A 19,228-nucleotide genomic window follows, 5' to 3' on the forward strand; every position below is an offset into this window, starting at 1 on the left:
TTTTAATTCAGCAATTAGCTTTACTAAACTTTGATATTCTTCCTCAATTTTCTCCCTTTCTAAACCAGTTAAACGCTGCAAGCGCATATCAAGAATCGCTTGTGCTTGTTTTTCGGAGAGGTTAAATTGCGTCATTAAACCCTCGCGTGCAATATCCGTTGTCTGTGAGCTTCTAATTAAGCTTATGACGGCATCGAGGTTATCCAAAGCAATCCTTAAACCATCCAAAATATGAGCCCGTGCTTCTGCTTTACGCAGCTCAAATTCTGTTCTTCTGCGAATAACAACTATTTGATGGTCTAAATAATGGACTAAACATTGTTTTAAATTTAATACTTTTGGATGTCCATTTACAAGGGCTAGTGTATTGATACCAAAGCTAGTTTGAAGTGATGTTTGTTTATATAAGTTATTTAAAAGAACATTCGCATTAGCGTCTTTACGAACCTCAATTACAATACGCATTCCATTACGGTCAGATTCATCCCGTAAATCGGTGATGCCTTCAATTTTTTTATCACGATGTAATTCCGCAATTCTTTCAACTAATTTAGCTTTGTTTACTTGGTATGGTAATTCATTAATAATAATAACTTCTTTACCATTTGATTTTTGTTCAATTTCGACTTTCCCGCGTATAGTTATTGATCCTCTGCCTGTTTCGTATGCCTTACGAATACCGCTTCGGCCGAGAATGATTCCCCCGGTTGGAAAGTCTGGACCAGGAATAATTTCCATTAATTCTTGAATGGTGATTTCCGGATCGCGGGTAACGGCTAATACGCCCTCAATTACTTCACCAAGCTGATGTGGCGGGATATTCGTAGCCATACCAACGGCAATCCCCATAGAACCATTGACTAATAAGTTAGGAAATCTTGCGGGAAGAACTGCAGGCTCCCTTTCCTCACCATCATAGTTATCCTGGAAATCAATCGTATCTTTGTTAATATCCCTAAGTAATTCCATAGAAATTTTGGACATTCTAGATTCTGTATAACGCATCGCTGCTGCTGAATCACCATCTACTGATCCAAAGTTTCCATGACCGTCAACTAGCATATAGCGATAGTTAAAGTCCTGTGCCATCCGTACCATCGTTTCATACACGGCAGAATCCCCATGAGGGTGATATTTACCGATTACATCTCCAACGATACGAGCAGATTTTTTATATGGTTTATCTGCATGTATTCCAAGATCATGCATTGCGTATAAAATACGGCGATGAACTGGTTTTAAACCATCTCGAACATCTGGAAGGGCACGAGAAACAATAACACTCATTGCATAGTCGAGAAACGATGTCTTCATTTCTTGACTGATATTAATATCTCTCACTTGAGAATTTGGTGTTTCGGCCATATTAGTACCTCCTATTTTGGCGACGTCTGCCTTTCATCATCATCCACTAAAATTTAGATAAACGAAAAAAGGAGGATAGTGGTCACCCCTCTATCCCTTTTTGAAAACGGAAGCGCCTTGTCCAGGGGAAAAAGAAGTTCACTTTTCCTTGGGGCGACAGCTAGACAAATCTATATATCTAAATTCTTAACGTACTGGGCATTGGCTTCAATGAAGTTACGACGCGGCTCTACTTTGTCACCCATTAACATTTCAAATGTCTCATCTGCTTCAATTGCATCTTCAAGACTTACTTGAAGCATAGTTCGATTAGAAGGATCCATTGTTGTTTCCCATAACTGTTCAGGATTCATTTCTCCTAAACCCTTATAACGCTGGATATTAGGCTTTGGCTGACTAGGGAGCTCAGCGAATATTTTTTCTAGCTCTTTGTCATCATAAGCATACCTAACTTTTTTTCCTTGTTGAACTTTATATAATGGCGGCTGTGCGATATATACGTAGCCAGCTTCTAAAATTTTTCGGATATAACGGTAGAAGAAAGTCAATAACAGTGTTCGAATGTGTGCTCCATCCACATCCGCATCGGTCATAATGACTATTTTATGGTATCTAGCTTTAGCAATATCAAAATCTTCACCAATACCTGTTCCGATCGCAGTAATCATCGAGCGAACCTCATTATTTGACAAAATTCGATCTAAGCGTGCCTTCTCTACATTAAGAATTTTCCCTCTTAATGGCAAAATAGCTTGAAAATGACGGTCCCGTCCTTGTTTTGCTGAACCCCCTGCGGAATCACCCTCAACAATGTACAGTTCGCTGATTGAAGGGTCCTTTGAAGAACAGTCAGCTAATTTCCCAGGTAAACTAGAAACTTCTAAAGCACTCTTTCGGCGTGTTAGTTCTCTAGCTTTCTTCGCAGCTAGTCTTGCTCTAGCAGCCATTAAGCCTTTTTCAACGATTTTTTTACCTACTTGTGGATTTTCCAGTAAGAACTTTTCGAAATGACTCGAAAACAATGAATCTGTTATCGTTCTAACTTCAGAATTTCCGAGCTTCGTTTTTGTTTGCCCTTCAAATTGTGGGTCCGGGTGCTTAATCGAAACAATGGCAGTTAAGCCCTCACGAACATCCTCACCAGATAGATTTGTATCATTTTCTTTAATTAAACCATTTTTTCTTGCGTAATCATTAATAACACGGGTTAATCCAGTTTTAAATCCAGATTCATGCGTTCCGCCTTCATAAGTGTGGATGTTATTCGCAAAAGAGTAAATACTGTCCGTATACCCCTCATTGTATTGAAGAGCTACTTCAACGCTAATGCCATCGCGTTCTCCCTCAATATAGATTGGTTCATCATGAATAACCTCTTTTGTGCGGTTTAAATGTTCTACATAGGATTTAATTCCGCCTTCGTAGTAATATTCATTCTGTTTATTTTCCACACGATTATCTTTAATCGTAATTTTTATTCCGCGATTTAAAAATGCCAATTCACGCAGACGGGTTGCTAGAATATCAAATTCGTATTCCAATGTTTCAGTAAAAATTTCGCCATCTGGTTTAAAGTGAGTAATCGTACCTGTTTTATCTGTGGTTCCAACAACTTTTAATTCTTGAACTACAGCCCCGCGTTCAAACTTAATAGAGTAAATATTGCCGTCACGGTGTACTAATACATCCAAGTTTGTGGAGAGGGCATTAACAACAGAGGCACCTACTCCGTGCAGTCCACCAGAAACCTTATATCCTCCGCCGCCAAATTTACCTCCGGCATGAAGAACAGTCATGATAACTTCAACTGCAGGTCTGCCCATTTTTTCCTGAATTCCAACTGGAATACCACGCCCATTATCTTTAACGGTTATACTATTATCTTCTTCAATGATTACATTGATCTCGTCACAATAACCTGCCAATGCCTCATCAATACTGTTATCTACAATTTCCCATACAAGATGATGGAGACCTTTTCCACTCGTTGAACCAATGTACATACCAGGCCTTTTTCTTACGGCTTCTAAACCTTCAAGAACCTGTATCTGATCGGCACCATATTCTTCTTCCTGGACTACTTTTTGTTCCATTGTCATATCGTTCACCCCGCACTTTCATTCAAAAAAAATCACACTATTAACCTAAATGAAAAATAATAATATCAATATTCCTGCATTTCCTTTTGATTTGAACGTTTTTTTAATGTTCCAGAAGAAATTGGGGATAAATAAACCTTGTCATATGTGATTACGACAGATTTAAAGGGGTTTTTCGATAGGTTAACAAGCTTTTCCTTATGCTGTTCTAAGAACTCTTCGACTAAATTTGAAGAATTCACGCACCCTTTGTCAAGAATGGCGATGATATCCTTCGCCCTAATATTTAGGTCTTCCCCGACATGAATATACACACTTCCCACCTCAATTTACTTTATTGATAACACCATACTCCACTTCAAAAGTTGAAGCTTCTTTTAATGTTTGATGGTGAATTCCGTCAACACTCGTTGTTGTAACGAATGTTTGGACCTTCCCCTGGATGGTATTAAGCAAATGTGACTGACGATAATCATCCAATTCTGATAAAACATCGTCAAGGAGTAAGATGGGATATTCGCGAATTTCCGAATGAATTAATTCAATTTCGGCAAGCTTAACAGAAAGTGCTGTTGTTCTTTGCTGCCCTTGTGATCCAAATGTCGAAACATCCCGACCATTAACAAAGAATAACAAATCATCACGATGTGGACCAAACAATGTTGTCCCACGTTCTATTTCCCTTGCTCGAACTTTACTGAATTTTTCCTCAAAGCTTGCTTTCATTTTCGACAAATCTTGGTCTTCTAATACATCAACCGATGGTTTATAGACAATTTCCAACGATTCCAGCCCTCTAGAGATACCTTTATGAATAGGTTTAGCCCAATTTTCAAGCAAATGGAGAAACTCAAACCTTTTCAAAACAATTTTTACAGCCATATCAATAAACTGCTCAGTTAGAATTTCTAGCATAGTTTGGTCTGTTTGTTTTTTTATTTGCATCATTTTTAGAAAATGATTTCTCTGTTGAAGTATTTTTTGATATTGACTCATATCATGTAAATAAATGGGCGATACCTGCCCAATTTCCATATCAATAAACCGCCTTCTAACTTGCGGGCTGCCTTTTACTAAATTTAAATCCTCTGGAGCGAACATGACCACATTCATGTTCCCTACATATTGGCTTAATTTCTGCTGCTCAATATGGTTGCATTTAGCCTTTTTTCCTTTTTTGGAAATAATTAATTGCAACGGCAAAGAGCTATGCTGTTTTTGAACCCTACCCTCTATTTTAGCATATTCCTGGTCCCAGCGAATAAGATCTTTATCATTTGATGTCCGGTGAGACTTTGCCATAGCTAAAACATAGATGGATTCCATTACATTTGTTTTCCCCTGAGCATTTTCCCCAAGGATCACATTGACTTTATTTTCAAATTCAACCGATAGGCTAAGATAATTTCGATAATCTCTTAGTGCTAATTGTTCAATATACATGAAAACGACACAACCTTTAGTTACTCGTAATCAAAAACTCACCAAAGCCAGGAATTTTGATTGTATCTCCTGCTCGAAGCTTTCTTCCTCTTCGTTGATCTTGTTCACCATTAATAAAAATATCGTTTTCACTTAAAAACCATTTTGCCATTCCACCAGACTGGATGACATCAGCTAATTTAAGAAATTGACCCAATGTAATAAACTCAGTATTCAGCTTAATTTCTTCCGGCAATGTTTATCACTCATTTCTAAATGGTCTCAATACTTTATTTTACTAAAAAACAAAAAATAAAGAAAGTCACCAAAAAACATGGTGACTATTTGCAAGGGTATCCTAGTAGGTTCTTACAGGTAAAATCAACTGCAATGTTGTTTCATCATGCAGTGGTTTGATAACGAACGGGCGCATTGCACCAGTAAAACTCACCCTTATATCGGTGCCTTCGAGAGCTTTTAAGGCGTCCATCATATATTTAGCACTGAAAGAAATTTTTAATTCTTCTCCATCAATGGATTGACTTTGAATTTCTTCAACAACTTTACCAACCTCAGGTGTATTGGAGGAAATTTCTATTACACCGCCGTCAATCGTTGAAAGTTTTACAACATTGTTTCTTCCTTCACGAGCAAGCAAGGAAGCACGATCGATGGCTTGAAGGAATTCTTTTGTATTTACAATAATATCGGTTTTACTTTCACTCGGAATAAGTCTAGAAGTGTCGGGATAATTTCCTTCTAGCAGCCTTGAGAAAAATAATAAATGCTTCGCCTTAAACAAAATTTGATTTTCTGTGATAACAATATCTATTAATTCGTTTGAATCATCAATGATTTTACTCAGTTCATTCAAACTCTTACCTGGAATGACCACATTGTAACTCTCGTTATTTTCAAGTTCAATTTTTGCTTTTCTTAATGCCAGACGATGGCTATCTGTTGCAATACAGTTTAGTTCGCCGTTTTCAATCTTCCAGTTTACACCTGTCAAGATGGGTCTTGTTTCAGAGGTAGATACTGCAAAAAAGGTTTGGCGAATCATCATTTTTAGGAGGTCCGTGGCAATATGAAATTTGTTGTTTTCTTCTATTTGCGGCAGGTGAGGGTACTCTTCTGCATCTAGGCCGTTTAAATTAAATTCAGATTTCCCAGAGCGAATAACCGTTTGTAAAGATCCTAGTACTTCAATTTCAACTGAATCTGTAGGTAACTTCTTTACAATTTCACTAAAAAACTTTGCTTGAAGGACGATAGAACCCGCCTGTTTGATTTCTACAATTTCATTTCCGTCTTCCTCTTTTGGTATGAAAGATTCAATCGAAATATCGGAATCACTACCTGTTAAGGTTACTCCCTCGCTGCTAGCTGTTATTTTAATACCCGTTAAAATGGGAATAGTCGTTCTTGAAGTGATAGCCTTCATAACATCTTGGACACTTTGAACAAGACGGTCCCGTTGGATGATAAATCTCATTTCATAATCCTCCCAGCAATTTTTTTCCTAAGTACGCATAAATGAATTTTCTTAAACATATAATAATAAGTTTTTTAAATAAAAAACAGTAGAAGTACTAGTAGGGCCTGTTAGTATGTGGATAACTTATCTTTTACAATGGAAATACAGTCTATCCACATGTGGACAGACTGTGCATAAACTAGTCCAAGTTATTCACAATTATTTTAAACTCTCAACAACTCATTTAGCTCTTTCATTTGCTTTTGAAGCTGGAGATCAGTCTGTAATAGCTTTGATATTTTTTCATGAGCATGGATAACGGTGGTATGATCACGTCCTCCAAACTCTTCTCCTATCTTTGGCAAAGAATAATCGGTTAATTCGCGTGATAAATACATGGCAATTTGTCTTGGGAAGGCTACAGATTTTGTTCGCTTCTTCGCTTTAAAATCTTCAAGTTTCACACTAAAATGCTCACCGACAGTTCTCTGGATGTCAAGAATGGTAATAACCTTAGGCTTTGAGCTAGGAATAATGTCCTTTAATGCTTCAGAAGCTAAATCGGCGTTAATATCTTTATTGATTAAGGAAGAATAGGCAACGACACGGATTAATGCTCCTTCAAGCTCTCTGATATTTGTATCAATCTGATTCGCGATATAGAGCATAACCTCATTTGGTATATCTAATCCTTCTGCCTTTGCCTTTTTCCGTAAAATTGCAATTCTTGTTTCTAGATCTGGAGGAGTAATATCCGTGATTAATCCCCATTCAAAACGTGAACGCAGGCGGTCCTCAAGTGTTGGAATTTCCCTTGGCGGACGGTCACTTGAGATAACGATTTGCTTGCTTTCTTCATGAAGAGTATTAAAAGTATGGAAAAATTCCTCTTGTGTTGATTCTTTTCCGGCTAAGAACTGAATATCATCAATTAGTAACACATCAACATTTCGATACTTATTGCGGAATTCGACAGCCTTATTATCACGAATAGAATTAATAAATTCGTTCGTGAATTTCTCAGAGGACAAATAAACTACCTTGGCGTTAGGTTTGTGTTCTAAAACATAATGACCAATTGCATGCATTAAGTGTGTTTTGCCTAAACCAACGCCCCCATAAATAAATAAGGGATTGTATGCTTTTGCGGGTGCCTCAGCTACTGCTAGAGATGCAGCATGAGCAAACCGGTTACCCGAACCAATAACAAACGTATCAAAAAGATACTTTGGATTTAAAATGTTTTGCGGAAAATCATGTTGATCATCCTCTTTTTTGGCCTTTTTAGCAGGCAATAGTAAATCAGGGTCTTCCTCTTTTTGATTTTGCGGAATAATGAACTTAACAGAAAGCTCTTCTCCAGTAATTTCATACAGGATGCCTGCAATTAACTGGGAGTATCGCTCCTCGAGCCAATCTCGTGCAAATTCATTTGGAGCAGTGATCACAAGTAGATTGCCTTGAAGGGAATGGGCCTTTGTGGACTTCAGCCAGGTGTCAAAACTGGGCTTGCTAATCTTCTTCTCAATATTGGCTAGAGCAGCATTCCAAAGATCCGCAATATTCTCCAACGGGTTGTCCCTCCTTTTTTTATCTATCTATTATTCAAATGCATTTGCAGGTTCGTTTCTGTCTAAACTCCATATATATAGATATTTTTTCACAAAGAGTTATGAAGTATCCTCATGAAGCCACATAACAAATTCGATAACAGTTCCGTGAAAAAACAATGTTATACAAGCTGTACAACCTACTAATTTATAAATATACGAAACAATGGTTGTGGAAAAACATATTATAGGAAATAAAGTGGAGTTTCGACAATATCCACGGCTTGTGGACAAGTTTCTGCAGTATGCTAGAATAACTTGTCCACACCTTATCCACAATTTGTGGATAACATATTTTAGAGACGAAGTTATTCAGAGTGAAAACACAAATATAATATCAGATAAAAGACAGGTGTGCAATGCCTTTTCGCCGTTTATCCACAACTGTAACAATATGTGGTTAAAACTTGTCCACAAGTAGTGGCTCCTGTGCAAAAACTGTCAATATCTTGTGAAACGATGGAAAAAAAGTCGAAAAAAATATCCACAGGTAATTTTAAAAACGAAGATTGCGATTACCAAGTTTAATTCATGAAAGTGGATCTAGGCGTAAAGATTTTTTGACTGGGGAACAATATAGTAAGGGTAGTTGACAATATGAGGGTCCGTCTTTATAATAAATTAGACTGTCTTTAACAGCTATTCCTCAGGGAGGTGTCATATATGAAAAGAACGTATCAACCAAATAAACGTAAGCATAGTAAAGTTCACGGTTTCCGTAGTCGTATGAGCAGTGCAAATGGACGTAAAGTTCTAGCACGCCGTCGTCAAAAGGGAAGAAAAGTATTATCAGCTTAGGCCACTGAAACATCAGTGGTCTTTTTTCTAATAAAATCTTTCTAATGTAGATGGAAGGTGTTTTCTATGAAGAAAGAATTACGGGTAAAGAAAAATAAAGAATTTCAAGATGCATTTCAAAAAGGTCAGTCATTCGCTAATCGGCAATTCGTTGTCTATAGTCTAAAGAAAGAAGAACAAGACTATTTTAGAATTGGTCTGTCCGTGAGTAAGAAGATAGGAAATGCTGTGATGAGAAATCAAATAAAAAGATACATAAGACAAGCTGTTTTTGAACTATCTGATCAACTGGTTCCGGGGAATGATTACGTGATTATTGCGAGAAAACCTGCAGCGGAAATGGATTTTTTTGAAATTAAAAAGAGTTTAACCCATGTTTTTAAGGTTGGAAAAGTTTTAAAGAAAAAATAATTTGCAAAAATAATCATGAGCACTCCTAATTTAGAGGAAAATTATGATAAAAGATGGTAAAATACCTATGAAAAATACCACAGAGATATCATTACTATAAAAACTATTCATACTTAACTAGTATATCTATTGTTCAAGGAGGAAAATTCGGTTGAAGAAACGAATATTACTTTTACTTGGCATTGTTTCTGTGTTTTTGTTTTTATCAGGATGTACAGAAATTAATAAGCCAATTAATGCTGAAAGTACTGGATTTTGGAATGAATACATTGTTTATCCACTTTCCTGGGTCATTGTAAAAGGTGCAGAAATATTAGGTGGAAGTTTTGGATTATCACTGATTGTAGTTACGATATTAATTCGTTTGGCAATTTTGCCACTGATGATTAAACAAACTAGAAGCTCGAAAGCAATGCAGGCGTTGCAGCCAGAAATGAAGGCGCTTCGAGAAAAGTACAGCTCTAAGGACCAGAAGACACAGCAGAAATTACAACAGGAAACGATGGCTCTTTTCCAAAAGCACGGAGTAAATCCAATGGCTGGATGTTTTCCATTAATCGTCCAAATGCCTATCCTAATTGGATTTTATCATGCGATTTCACGAACAAGAGAGATTGCAGATCATAGCTTTCTTTGGTTCGACCTTGGTGATAAAGATCCATTTTATCTTCTGCCGATCATTGCTGGTATCACAACATTTATTCAGCAAAAATTGATGATGGCCGGACAAGAGCATAACCCGCAAATGGCGATGATGCTTTGGATGATGCCGATTATGATTGTCGTTTTTGCTTTTAATTTCCCTGCAGCTCTTTCTTTGTATTGGGTAGTAGGTAATATTTTTATGATTGTGCAGACCTATTTCATTAAAGGACCGGACTTGAGAAAGACCCAAGAATCCGGTAAAGCGGGAGGAGCAAAAAAGTGAAACAAGTAACTGCTACCGGACAAACAGTCGAAGAAGCAGTGGAATCAGCTTTAGCTCAATTAAAGACAACAAAAGACCGCACAGATGTTGCTATAATCGATGAAGGTAAAAAAGGCATTTTTGGGATTTTTGGTTCACGTCCAGCAGTCGTTAAGGTTACGGTTATTATTGACCCAATTGATGAGGCAAAAAAGTTTCTGCTTCAGGTTAGTGAACAAATGGGAGCGCCTATCGACATCGAAATTAAACGTGATGGCAAACAAGTTCTATTTGTTATGACCGGAGAAAAGATTGCTCTTTTAATTGGAAAAAGAGGACAAACATTAAATTCGCTGCAATATTTAACACAGCTAATTATTAACCGTTTTTCTAACCAATACTTAACCGTTATTTTAGATGCTGAAGATTATCGAAATCGAAGAAATGATACGCTGATCCAATTAGCCCATCGTCTTGCACTTAAGGCGATAAAAACAGGCAAGGATGTTGCTTTGGAGCCGATGCCTTCATACGAGCGTAAAGTCATTCACACAGCTTTATCCGATAATAAACGGGTAAAAACATTTTCAGATGGTTCAGATCCACATAGACATATCGTAATCTCGCCGGTTAAATAAGATGAATGAAAGACATCCTTTTCGAAGGATGTCTTTTTTTGCCTTGTCGAAATTTAAAATTAAAAGTCTTTTGTTAACAATAATATGAAATCTCTTGTTTTATTGTTATTCACATGTGGATAAGTTAAAATAATAGGTAGACATTTTACAGGTTGTGGATAAATAAACTCAGGGATTTCTAGTTTTTCAGACGAGACTAGATGTGGTATTCTAATAATTTGGAGTAAAATACTTCGTTTTTATATAGATTAATTTTATAAAGAGTGGTGAAAGTAATGGAATTCGATACGATAGCTGCCATATCTACACCGATGGGTGAGGGAGCAATTGCAATAGTACGGTTGAGTGGCGATGATTCCATTAAAATCGCTGATCAAATTTTTCGAAGCATCTCGGGTAAAAGGTTAACAGAGGTTCCAACCCATACGATCCATTATGGTCATTTAGTTGACCCCAAGACGGAGCAAGTAATAGAGGAAGTAATGGTATCGATTATGAAGGGCCCAAAAACTTTTACAAAAGAGGATGTAGTTGAAATAAATTGTCACGGTGGGATTGTTTCTGTTAATCGGGTTTTGCAGCATGTATTGGCCTACGGTGCCAGGCTGGCTGAACCAGGTGAATTCACCAAACGAGCGTTTTTAAATGGCCGGATTGATTTATCCCAAGCAGAGGCAGTAATGGATTTGATCAGAGCCAAAACGGATCGTGCAATGAATGTGGCTTTAGGACAAATGGAAGGCCGGTTATCAAAGTTAATTAGGGGCTTGCGTCAGGAAATTTTAGAAATACTTGCGCATGTCGAAGTAAATATAGATTATCCCGAATATGACGATGTTGAAGAAATGACACATAAAATGTTGTTAGAAAAAGCCATCTATGTTCGTGATGAGTTAAAAAAGCTGCTGCAAACTTCTCAGCAAGGAAAAATACTGCGTGAAGGTCTTTCAACGGTAATTGTTGGGCGCCCAAACGTCGGAAAATCATCGTTATTAAATAGTCTGGTTCAAGAAAATAAAGCGATTGTTACCGATATTCCTGGGACAACCCGTGATGTGATTGAAGAATATGTCAATGTTCGCGGAGTACCGCTAAGACTATTAGATACAGCGGGTATAAGAGAGACGGAAGATATTGTTGAACGAATTGGAGTAGAAAAGTCTAGACAGGTTTTAAAGGAAGCAGATTTAATATTGTTAGTGCTAAATTATGCTGATCAATTTACAAAAGAGGATGAAAATCTGTTTGAGGCTGTTAAAGGAATGGATGTTATAGTCATCGTTAATAAGACAGACCTAGCGCAGCAAATAGATATGGAACGTGTAAAGCAACTGGCGGCAGAGCATAAAATTGTTACGACTTCATTATTGGAGGAGAGCGGGGTTGATGAGCTTGAAGAAGCTATATCCTCCTTATTCTTTGCAGGGTCAATTGAGACAGGCGATATGACCTACTTATCCAACAGCCGCCACATTGCGTTGATTGGACAAAGCTTGCATACGATAGAGGAAGCAATTAATGGAGTAGAAATGGGGACTCCAATTGATATCGTCCAAATAGATGTTACGAGAACATGGGAGATTCTAGGGGAAATTATTGGTGATAGTGTGCACGAAAGCCTAATTGACCAGTTATTTTCACAGTTCTGTTTAGGAAAATAAGAACAGCAAAAGCCCTCGTTCAGCCTCGACAAACGCTGGACTAAAGTGACCTCGAGGGGCTAAGTGCTGGAACTAGACGGTAGAGTTAGAAAGAGGAGGAAAGAGATGTCATACGAAGCAGGTAATTTTGACGTTGTCGTCATTGGAGCTGGTCATGCAGGATGTGAGGCTGGCCTCGCGGCGGCACGTATGGGTGCCAAAACACTAATGATCACCATTAACCTCGATATGGTGGCCTTTATGCCATGTAATCCATCCATAGGAGGACCGGCAAAAGGAATTGTTGTCCGGGAAATAGATGCATTGGGCGGCGAAATGGGCAGAAATATCGATAAAACATATATACAGATGAGAATGTTGAATACAGGGAAGGGTCCAGCAGTGCGTGCATTGCGGGCACAGGCGGATAAAGTCGACTACCAGTATGAAATGAAGAAAACAATTGAAGAAACACCTAATTTAACGCTCCTTCAAGGGATGGTTGAAAGACTTATTGTTGAGGACGGCGTCTGTGTTGGGGTAATTACGAAAACAGGTGCAATTTACCGTGCCAAAACAGTCGTCATAACAACTGGGACGTACCTCCGCGGTGAAATCATTCTCGGAGAATTAAAGTATTCAAGCGGCCCCAATAACCAACAGCCATCGATTAAGTTATCAGAGCATTTAGAGGAGCTGGGATTTGACCTCGTTCGTTTTAAGACAGGAACTCCTCCGCGGGTTAATAGTCATACAATTGATTACAGTAAAACGGAAATTCAGCCTGGGGATGAAGTTCCGAGAGCTTTTTCATATGAAACAACTAAGTATATCACTGACCAGTTACCTTGTTGGTTGACGTATACAAATGAACAAACACATACCTTAATTGATCAAAATCTTCACCGTTCACCAATGTATTCCGGAATGATTAAAGGAACAGGTCCGCGATATTGCCCATCCATTGAAGATAAAGTGGTTCGTTTTAATGATAAGCCGCGCCACCAAATTTTCCTTGAACCAGAAGGAAGAAAAACGCAAGAGGTGTATGTACAGGGTTTATCAACGAGCTTACCTGAAGATGTTCAGCAGCAAATACTCAAAACCATTCCAGGTCTAGAGAATGTGCAAATGATGAGATCTGGATATGCGATTGAGTATGATGCCATTGACCCGACTCAGCTTTGGCCGACACTTGAAACAAAGGTGATAAAGAACCTCTTTACTGCTGGTCAAATTAATGGAACTTCAGGATATGAAGAAGCAGCGGGTCAAGGAATTATTGCTGGAATTAATGCCGGGCTGAATGCACTTGGAAAAGAACCATTAATCTTAAGTCGTTCAGATGCTTATATTGGTGTGTTAATTGACGATCTAATTACAAAAGGAACAAATGAACCGTATCGTCTGCTGACTTCAAGAGCAGAATATCGCCTTCTTTTACGCCATGATAATGCAGACTTACGATTAACAGATATTGGTTATTCCATTGGATTAATAACGGAAGAACGATATCAAAGGTTTTTAGCTAAAAAAGCGGCTGTCGAAGCGGAAAAGGAAAGACTTTCATCTGTCAGATTGAAACCTTCCACCGAAGTTCAGGAACTTATTCGAAGCACTGGCGGCAGTGAGCTTAAGGATGGGATTCTTGCTTCTGATTTATTGAAACGGCCTGAAATGACCTATGAACACATCCAAAGTCTAGTACCGAGTGAAGTGGAATTAGATCAAGATATAAAAGAGCAGGTTGAAATTCAAGTTAAGTATGAAGGATATATTGAAAAATCACTTCAGCAGGTTGAACGCTTAAAGAAAATGGAAAATAAGAAAATCCCTGAGAATATTGATTATGATGCGATATCAAGTCTTGCAACGGAAGCAAAACAAAAGTTAAAACAAATCAAACCATTATCACTTGCCCAAGCCTCTAGAATCTCTGGTGTAAACCCAGCCGATATATCGATTCTACTTGTGTATTTGGAACAAGGTAAAGTGTCTAGAACGAGTAATCTATAAGTAGGCTATGTTAAAGCTAAAATTCATTTTGGCACTCTGTTGATTGGAGCGGAAGGCACGAAGACTCCTCGAAAATGCTATCGCATTTTCTTCGTGCGTGGGCGAATTCGAGGAGGAAATTCAATGTTCTGTGGGAGTACGGGGCTGGGGAGACCCCACAGGCGCTTAAGCGCCGAGGAGGCTCCCCGGCACGCCCGCGGAAAGCGAAGTGCCGGGAGCAGAAATCAACAGAAACCTTTAATAAAGCTTATAATTTTTACAAAAAGAGGAAGTTTTGCGGATGAACATCGAACAATTCAAAGCCATGCTTCTAGAGAAGGGGATTGCCCTTAGCGATGAGCAGCTAGATCAATTTGATAAATACTTTCACACTTTAGTAGAGTGGAATGAAAAAATGAACTTAACTGCCATCACAGATCAAGAGGATGTCTACTTAAAACATTTTTATGATTCCATTTCTGCTGCATTTTACTTTGACTTCACACAGCACCTTCATCTTTGTGATGTAGGTGCAGGTGCGGGATTTCCGAGTATCCCATTAAAAATTGCATTTCCTCATTTAGAGGTAACCATCGTGGATTCATTAAATAAACGCATTACTTTTTTAAATCATTTAGCAAATGTATTAAAATTGGAAAAGGTTCATTTCATTCACGACCGCGCTGAGACCTTCGGTGTAAATCCAGCTCACCGTGAGTCATATGACCTTGTAACGGCTAGGGCTGTTGCAAGAATGTCTGTTCTTAGTGAACTTTGCCTTCCTCTTGCAAAAGTAGGGGGACATTTTATCGCGATGAAGGCCGCACATGCAAACGATGAGTTAACTGTCGGTCAAAAGGCGATAAAAACTCTAGGAGGAAAATTAGAGCAAATGCATACTTTCACGCTGCCTATGGAAGAAAGTGAAAGAAACATTCTTGTGATTAAAAAGGAAAAACAAACGCCGAAAAAGTATCCACGAAAACCAGGGACACCTGGTAAAATGCCAATCGAATAGTGAAGGAAATTTTTGTATAAATAAAACTGCAGGTTTGGCAGGAAGAAAACGATATAATAGAGAATAAGTAATAGGGAGTTTCGTAAAGGTGGTGTTGGGGATGAAGAATTCGTTTTCACGCTTTTTTGGCCTCGGCGAAAAGGGAGATCAAAAGGTTGAGTTAGAAAAAGAGCTTGAAACAGAGCTAGAACAAGATCTAGATATTGTTAAAAATGAAGAAATTAAAAAGATTCCGATTGAATCTATTGTTCCTAACCGTTTTCAACCTCGAACCGTATTCGACGATGAAAAAATAGAGGAGTTATCACGAACAATCCATACACACGGAATCATTCAGCCAATTGTGGTCCGACAGTTTGATGGAAATTATGAAATTATTGCCGGTGAGCGCCGCTGGCGTGCGATGAAGAAGCTGGGCTGGGATGAAGCACCAGCCATTATAAAAAATTATTCTGATACCGAAACTGCTTCCGTGGCATTAATTGAAAATTTACAACGGGAAGAGCTGTCTCCGATTGAAGAGGCTATCGCCTATGGCAAGCTGCTCGAGCTGCATAACTTAACGCAAGAAGCTCTTGCTCAGCGTCTTGGAAAAGGTCAATCGACAGTGGCCAATAAGCTCCGGCTTCTAAAGCTGCCTCAGCCTATCCAAGAATCCTTGTTAAACAAAGAAATCACAGAACGGCATGCCCGAGCACTTATTCCACTTAAAAACCCAGAGAAACAGGTATTGCTTTTACAGGATATTATCGAAAGAAATCTTAATGTAAAGCAAACGGAGGATCGAGTGGCCCGGCTGCTAGAAGAAAAGAACCAAAAACCAAAACCAAAAAGAAAAGCTTTTAGCAAAGATATGAGAATTGCTGTAAATACCATAAGGCAATCGCTAACAATGGTGTCAGATAATGGAATCACCCTCGACTCACAAGAAGAAGAATTCGAAGAGTACTATCAATTTACAATAAAAATTCCAAAGAAAAAATAATATATTCTTAAAATGGAACCAGACTATAAGCAGTTTGGTTTTTATTTTTGTATTTATCTGTGTAGATTTAGAATAAATTGTAAAATTGTGTTAATGATTACTTTGATTCGCCATTAATATTTTATGAAAAAAAATAACAACAAATCAGTTTCATGTTAAAATAAATAGCATGGAAATTTAATGTTTGCTAGAAAACAAGTTTAATTTATGTTTACATTTACGTAACTATTTATATTTGTATCGGCTATTTGTGTAGAATGTAAGTAATTTATTTGAAACAAGGTAGGTGACATCGTGGGCAAAACGATTGCAATCGCGAATCAAAAGGGCGGAGTTGGAAAGACAACTACCTCTGTCAATCTAGGCGCCTGCTTAGCATACATTGGGAAAAAGGTTTTATTAGTAGACATTGATCCACAGGGGAATGCAACGAGCGGAATTGGGATCGAAAAGGCAGATGTAGCACAGTGTATATATGATGTTTTAGTAGACGATGTGGAAGCAATGGATGTTATTAAGCCAACATCTGTTGAAAATTTATATGCGATTCCAGCTACTATACAGCTTGCAGGAGCGGAGATTGAACTCGTTCCAACTATCTCAAGGGAAGTTCGATTAAAGCGTGCACTTGAAGAAGTGAAAGATCAATTTGATTATATAATTATTGATTGTCCGCCTTCATTAGGATTGTTAACACTTAATTCCTTAACAGCTTCTGACTCTGTGTTAATCCCTGTCCAATGTGAATATTATGCTTTAGAAGGTTTGAGTCAGTTATTAAATACTGTTAGACTAGTGCAAAAACACCTAAACCAAGACTTGAAAATAGAAGGCGTGTTATTAACGATGCTCGACGCCCGAACTAATTTAGGCATTCAAGTAATCGAAGAAGTGAAGAAGTATTTTCAAGATAAAGTATATAAAACCATTATTCCAAGAAATGTACGTCTAAGTGAGGCTCCAAGCCATGGCGAACCAATTATTACGTATGATTCAAAATCACGAGGCGCAGAAGTTTATTTAGATCTAGCAAAGGAAGTGGTCTCAAATGGCTAAAGGTCTAGGAAAAAAAGGCATAAATGCATTTTTTACAACTATCGAAGCCGGTAAGGAAGAGACTGTCCAAGAAATAAGTTTGAAAGAATTGCGTCCCAACCCTTACCAGCCTAGGAAAACCTTCCAACAAGAGGCCATTGATGAATTAAAAGACTCTATTTTAGAGCATGGAATTCTTCAGCCTATTGTTGTTAGGAAAAGTATTAAAGGGTATGAAATTGTTGTAGGTGAAAGACGTTTCCGAGCAGCCAAAGAAGCAAAGTTAACAACTGTCCCAGCTGTTGTCAGAGAATTAACAGAACAGCAGATGATGGAATTAGCGGTTTTAGAAAATTTGCAGCGTGAAGATTTGAATCCAATTGAAGAGGGACAAGCTTACCAAACTTTAATGGAAAAGTTGAAATTCACTCAAGAAGAAGTAGCAAAGCGTTTAGGGAAAAGTCGTCCACATGTAGCAAATCATATCAGGCTGCTCTCTCTTCCTGCTAAAATTCAGGAGCTGATTTCAGATGGGAAAATCTCGATGGGCCATGGCCGTGCGCTTTTAGGATTACGTCAAAAGGCGAAGCTGCCAGCTTTAGTAGATAAAATTATTCAGGAATCATTGAATGTTCGTCAATTGGAAAAAATCATTCAACATCTAAATGAAAATGTTCCACGTGAAACAAAAAAGCCTGAAAAGAAAAGGGATATATTCATCCAGGAACGTGAACACTCCCTTCGAGAACGATTTGGAACGACTGTAAACATTAAACAGTCTAAAAATAAAGGTAAGATTGAAATTGAATTCTTTTCTAAAGAGGATTTAGAACGTATTTTAGAAATGTTAGGTCAAGAAGAATCACTTTAAACCATCAATGGATGGTTTATTTTTTTATAAAAAGGCTGTGTTAAAGCTGAATTTTGAGTTAGCACCCTGTTGGTTGGAGCGGAAATCAGCAGGCCTATATAACACAGTCATATTAAAAAATAGCTTTCCAATTTTACTGAAAAATGATAGTTTAATACTATTATTAATTTCGAGATTCGAAGAATAGGTGAATAACAGATGTTTTTATTAGGGACGCTTGTGAATGGGTTGTTAATTATTATTGGTGTGCTAATTGGAAAGCTCTTAAACCGAATTCCGGAAAGCATGAAAACAACGGTTATGTATGCAATAGGTTTATCAGTAATTGTTTTAGGACTGCAAATGGGGTTGAAAAGTGAAAACTTTCTTATTGTCATCATTAGTTTAGTCATGGGAGCTGTTTTAGGAGAGCTCATGCAATTGGAAGAAAAGCTGAATCAACTGGGTCTTTGGCTGGAAAATAAACTCGGTTCTAGCAAAATGGGCTCAAATGGAAAAGGCAGTATAGCAGAAGGTTTTGTTACGGCTACCTTAATCTTTGTGATTGGGGCTATGGCAATCATCGGAGCACTTGATAGCGGGATCCGTGGTGACCATGACGTCTTGTATACCAAAGGGCTCATTGATGGTTTTACGTCCATTATATTAACAACAACCCTTGGAGTGGGTGTCATTTTTTCTGCAATTCCAGTCATGCTCTATCAAGGGTTGATTGCTTTATTCGCCACCCAAATAAATACCTTTATCCCCCAAGTGTTGATGGACCAATTTATTGTTGAAATGACAGCAACCGGCGGGGTTATGATTTTTGCTATCGGGCTAAATTTAACTGGATTAGTAAAAATAAAGGTTGCTAACCTCCTCCCTGCTATTGTTGTGACAGGTTTTATTGTGACTGTTCTGTATTTATACAATGTATTTATGTGAAAATATACAATATTTGTAAGTGAAAAAGAG

18 protein-coding genes (1 of these 18 only partly in view) are annotated in these 19,228 nt (G+C 37.9%); 11 read left to right on the plus strand and 7 right to left on the minus strand.

The window, feature by feature from the left end; all coding sequences use genetic code 11:
- From gyrA to dnaA, 7 genes are all read right to left on the minus strand, one after another.
- Positions 1-1,365, minus strand: partial view of a DNA gyrase subunit A gene (gene gyrA / locus ACN6MT_RS04120; protein ID WP_419954848.1) — the 5' portion only. The gene continues 1,197 nt to the left of window position 1, outside the view; the window shows 1,365 of its 2,562 coding nt (coding positions 1-1,365); it begins with the start codon at positions 1,363-1,365; its stop codon lies beyond the left edge, outside the window.
- Between the two features lie 170 nt (positions 1,366-1,535).
- Positions 1,536-3,458, minus strand: coding sequence for a DNA topoisomerase (ATP-hydrolyzing) subunit B (gene gyrB / locus ACN6MT_RS04125; RefSeq protein ID WP_419956376.1), 1,923 nt, complete (start codon positions 3,456-3,458; stop codon positions 1,536-1,538).
- Positions 3,459-3,529: 71 nt separating this feature from the next.
- Positions 3,530-3,778, minus strand: coding sequence for an extracellular matrix regulator RemB (gene remB / locus ACN6MT_RS04130; protein ID WP_063255145.1), 249 nt, complete (start codon positions 3,776-3,778; stop codon positions 3,530-3,532).
- Positions 3,779-3,788: 10 nt separating this feature from the next.
- The gene (recF, locus tag ACN6MT_RS04135) at positions 3,789-4,907 is read right to left on the minus strand and encodes a DNA replication/repair protein RecF (protein WP_063255147.1); all 1,119 of its coding nucleotides are present in this window, start codon (positions 4,905-4,907) and stop codon (positions 3,789-3,791) included.
- A 16-nt stretch (positions 4,908-4,923) separates the two neighbouring features.
- Positions 4,924-5,142 carry a S4 domain-containing protein YaaA gene (yaaA, locus tag ACN6MT_RS04140; protein ID WP_419954849.1) on the minus strand — a complete coding sequence of 73 codons (219 nt, stop codon included), beginning with the start codon at positions 5,140-5,142 and terminating at the stop codon, positions 4,924-4,926.
- Between the two features lie 102 nt (positions 5,143-5,244).
- Positions 5,245-6,381 carry a DNA polymerase III subunit beta gene (dnaN, locus tag ACN6MT_RS04145; protein ID WP_063255150.1) on the minus strand — a complete coding sequence of 379 codons (1,137 nt, stop codon included), beginning with the start codon at positions 6,379-6,381 and terminating at the stop codon, positions 5,245-5,247.
- Between the two features lie 206 nt (positions 6,382-6,587).
- Positions 6,588-7,934 (minus strand): chromosomal replication initiator protein DnaA, encoded by a 1,347-nt coding sequence (gene dnaA / locus ACN6MT_RS04150; RefSeq protein ID WP_063255151.1) that lies wholly within the window; start codon positions 7,932-7,934, stop codon positions 6,588-6,590.
- Positions 7,935-8,636: 702 nt separating this feature from the next.
- On the opposite strand from dnaA, the gene rpmH reads away from it, so the two are divergent.
- The 11 genes from rpmH to ACN6MT_RS04205 all read left to right on the plus strand — a co-directional run bounded on the left by rpmH (position 8,637) and on the right by ACN6MT_RS04205 (position 19,198).
- On the plus strand, positions 8,637-8,771 hold the full coding sequence (gene rpmH, locus ACN6MT_RS04155; RefSeq protein ID WP_063255153.1) for a 50S ribosomal protein L34: 135 nt from the start codon (positions 8,637-8,639) through the stop codon (positions 8,769-8,771).
- 66 nt (positions 8,772-8,837) lie between these two features.
- Entirely contained in the window at positions 8,838-9,182 is a 345-nt protein-coding gene (gene rnpA / locus ACN6MT_RS04160; RefSeq protein ID WP_419954850.1) for a ribonuclease P protein component, read from the plus strand.
- Positions 9,183-9,333: 151 nt separating this feature from the next.
- Entirely contained in the window at positions 9,334-10,110 is a 777-nt protein-coding gene (spoIIIJ, locus tag ACN6MT_RS04165) for a YidC family membrane integrase SpoIIIJ (protein ID WP_063255155.1), read from the plus strand.
- A complete protein-coding gene (gene jag, locus ACN6MT_RS04170) occupies positions 10,107-10,727 on the plus strand; it encodes an RNA-binding cell elongation regulator Jag/EloR (RefSeq protein WP_419954851.1) in 621 nt (206 codons plus the stop codon). Before spoIIIJ ends, jag begins: the two co-directional genes overlap by 4 nt.
- 275 nt (positions 10,728-11,002) lie before the next feature.
- The gene (mnmE, locus tag ACN6MT_RS04175; RefSeq protein WP_063255158.1) at positions 11,003-12,388 is read left to right on the plus strand and encodes a tRNA uridine-5-carboxymethylaminomethyl(34) synthesis GTPase MnmE; all 1,386 of its coding nucleotides are present in this window, start codon (positions 11,003-11,005) and stop codon (positions 12,386-12,388) included.
- A gap of 105 nt (positions 12,389-12,493) precedes the next feature.
- Entirely contained in the window at positions 12,494-14,383 is a 1,890-nt protein-coding gene (gene mnmG, locus ACN6MT_RS04180; RefSeq protein WP_419954852.1) for a tRNA uridine-5-carboxymethylaminomethyl(34) synthesis enzyme MnmG, read from the plus strand.
- A gap of 280 nt (positions 14,384-14,663) precedes the next feature.
- Positions 14,664-15,380, plus strand: coding sequence for a 16S rRNA (guanine(527)-N(7))-methyltransferase RsmG (rsmG, locus tag ACN6MT_RS04185; protein ID WP_063255161.1), 717 nt, complete (start codon positions 14,664-14,666; stop codon positions 15,378-15,380).
- A 100-nt stretch (positions 15,381-15,480) separates the two neighbouring features.
- A complete protein-coding gene (gene noc, locus ACN6MT_RS04190) occupies positions 15,481-16,365 on the plus strand; it encodes a nucleoid occlusion protein (RefSeq protein ID WP_419954853.1) in 885 nt (294 codons plus the stop codon).
- Positions 16,366-16,659: 294 nt separating this feature from the next.
- On the plus strand, positions 16,660-17,421 hold the full coding sequence (locus tag ACN6MT_RS04195; protein ID WP_419954854.1) for a ParA family protein: 762 nt from the start codon (positions 16,660-16,662) through the stop codon (positions 17,419-17,421).
- Positions 17,414-18,271, plus strand: coding sequence for a ParB/RepB/Spo0J family partition protein (locus tag ACN6MT_RS04200; protein WP_063255165.1), 858 nt, complete (start codon positions 17,414-17,416; stop codon positions 18,269-18,271). The genes ACN6MT_RS04195 and ACN6MT_RS04200 overlap by 8 nt, the downstream gene beginning before the upstream one ends.
- Before the next feature lie 198 nt (positions 18,272-18,469).
- Entirely contained in the window at positions 18,470-19,198 is a 729-nt protein-coding gene (locus tag ACN6MT_RS04205) for a DUF554 domain-containing protein (protein WP_063255166.1), read from the plus strand.
- Positions 19,199-19,228 lie beyond the last annotated feature (30 nt).

This window comes from Neobacillus niacini, from assembly GCF_048572935.1.
Taxonomy (GTDB): domain Bacteria; phylum Bacillota; class Bacilli; order Bacillales; family Cytobacillaceae; genus Neobacillus; species Neobacillus niacini.

What these genes read in the sequence shown, in the direction of transcription:
- recF (WP_063255147.1), bottom strand. Translation starts at nt 4,907, where the DNA reads ATGTATATTGAACAATTAGCACTAAGAGATTATCGAAATTATCTTAGC.
- rpmH (WP_063255153.1), top strand. Translation starts at nt 8,637, where the DNA reads ATGAAAAGAACGTATCAACCAAATAAACGTAAGCATAGTAAAGTTCAC.
- ACN6MT_RS04200 (WP_063255165.1), top strand. Translation starts at nt 17,414, where the DNA reads ATGGCTAAAGGTCTAGGAAAAAAAGGCATAAATGCATTTTTTACAACT.
- rnpA (WP_419954850.1), top strand. Translation starts at nt 8,838, where the DNA reads ATGAAGAAAGAATTACGGGTAAAGAAAAATAAAGAATTTCAAGATGCA.
- rsmG (WP_063255161.1), top strand. Translation starts at nt 14,664, where the DNA reads ATGAACATCGAACAATTCAAAGCCATGCTTCTAGAGAAGGGGATTGCC.
- mnmE (WP_063255158.1), top strand. Translation starts at nt 11,003, where the DNA reads ATGGAATTCGATACGATAGCTGCCATATCTACACCGATGGGTGAGGGA.
- ACN6MT_RS04205 (WP_063255166.1), top strand. Translation starts at nt 18,470, where the DNA reads ATGTTTTTATTAGGGACGCTTGTGAATGGGTTGTTAATTATTATTGGT.
- noc (WP_419954853.1), top strand. Translation starts at nt 15,481, where the DNA reads ATGAAGAATTCGTTTTCACGCTTTTTTGGCCTCGGCGAAAAGGGAGAT.
- mnmG (WP_419954852.1), top strand. Translation starts at nt 12,494, where the DNA reads ATGTCATACGAAGCAGGTAATTTTGACGTTGTCGTCATTGGAGCTGGT.
- dnaN (WP_063255150.1), bottom strand. Translation starts at nt 6,381, where the DNA reads ATGAGATTTATCATCCAACGGGACCGTCTTGTTCAAAGTGTCCAAGAT.
- gyrB (WP_419956376.1), bottom strand. Translation starts at nt 3,458, where the DNA reads ATGGAACAAAAAGTAGTCCAGGAAGAAGAATATGGTGCCGATCAGATA.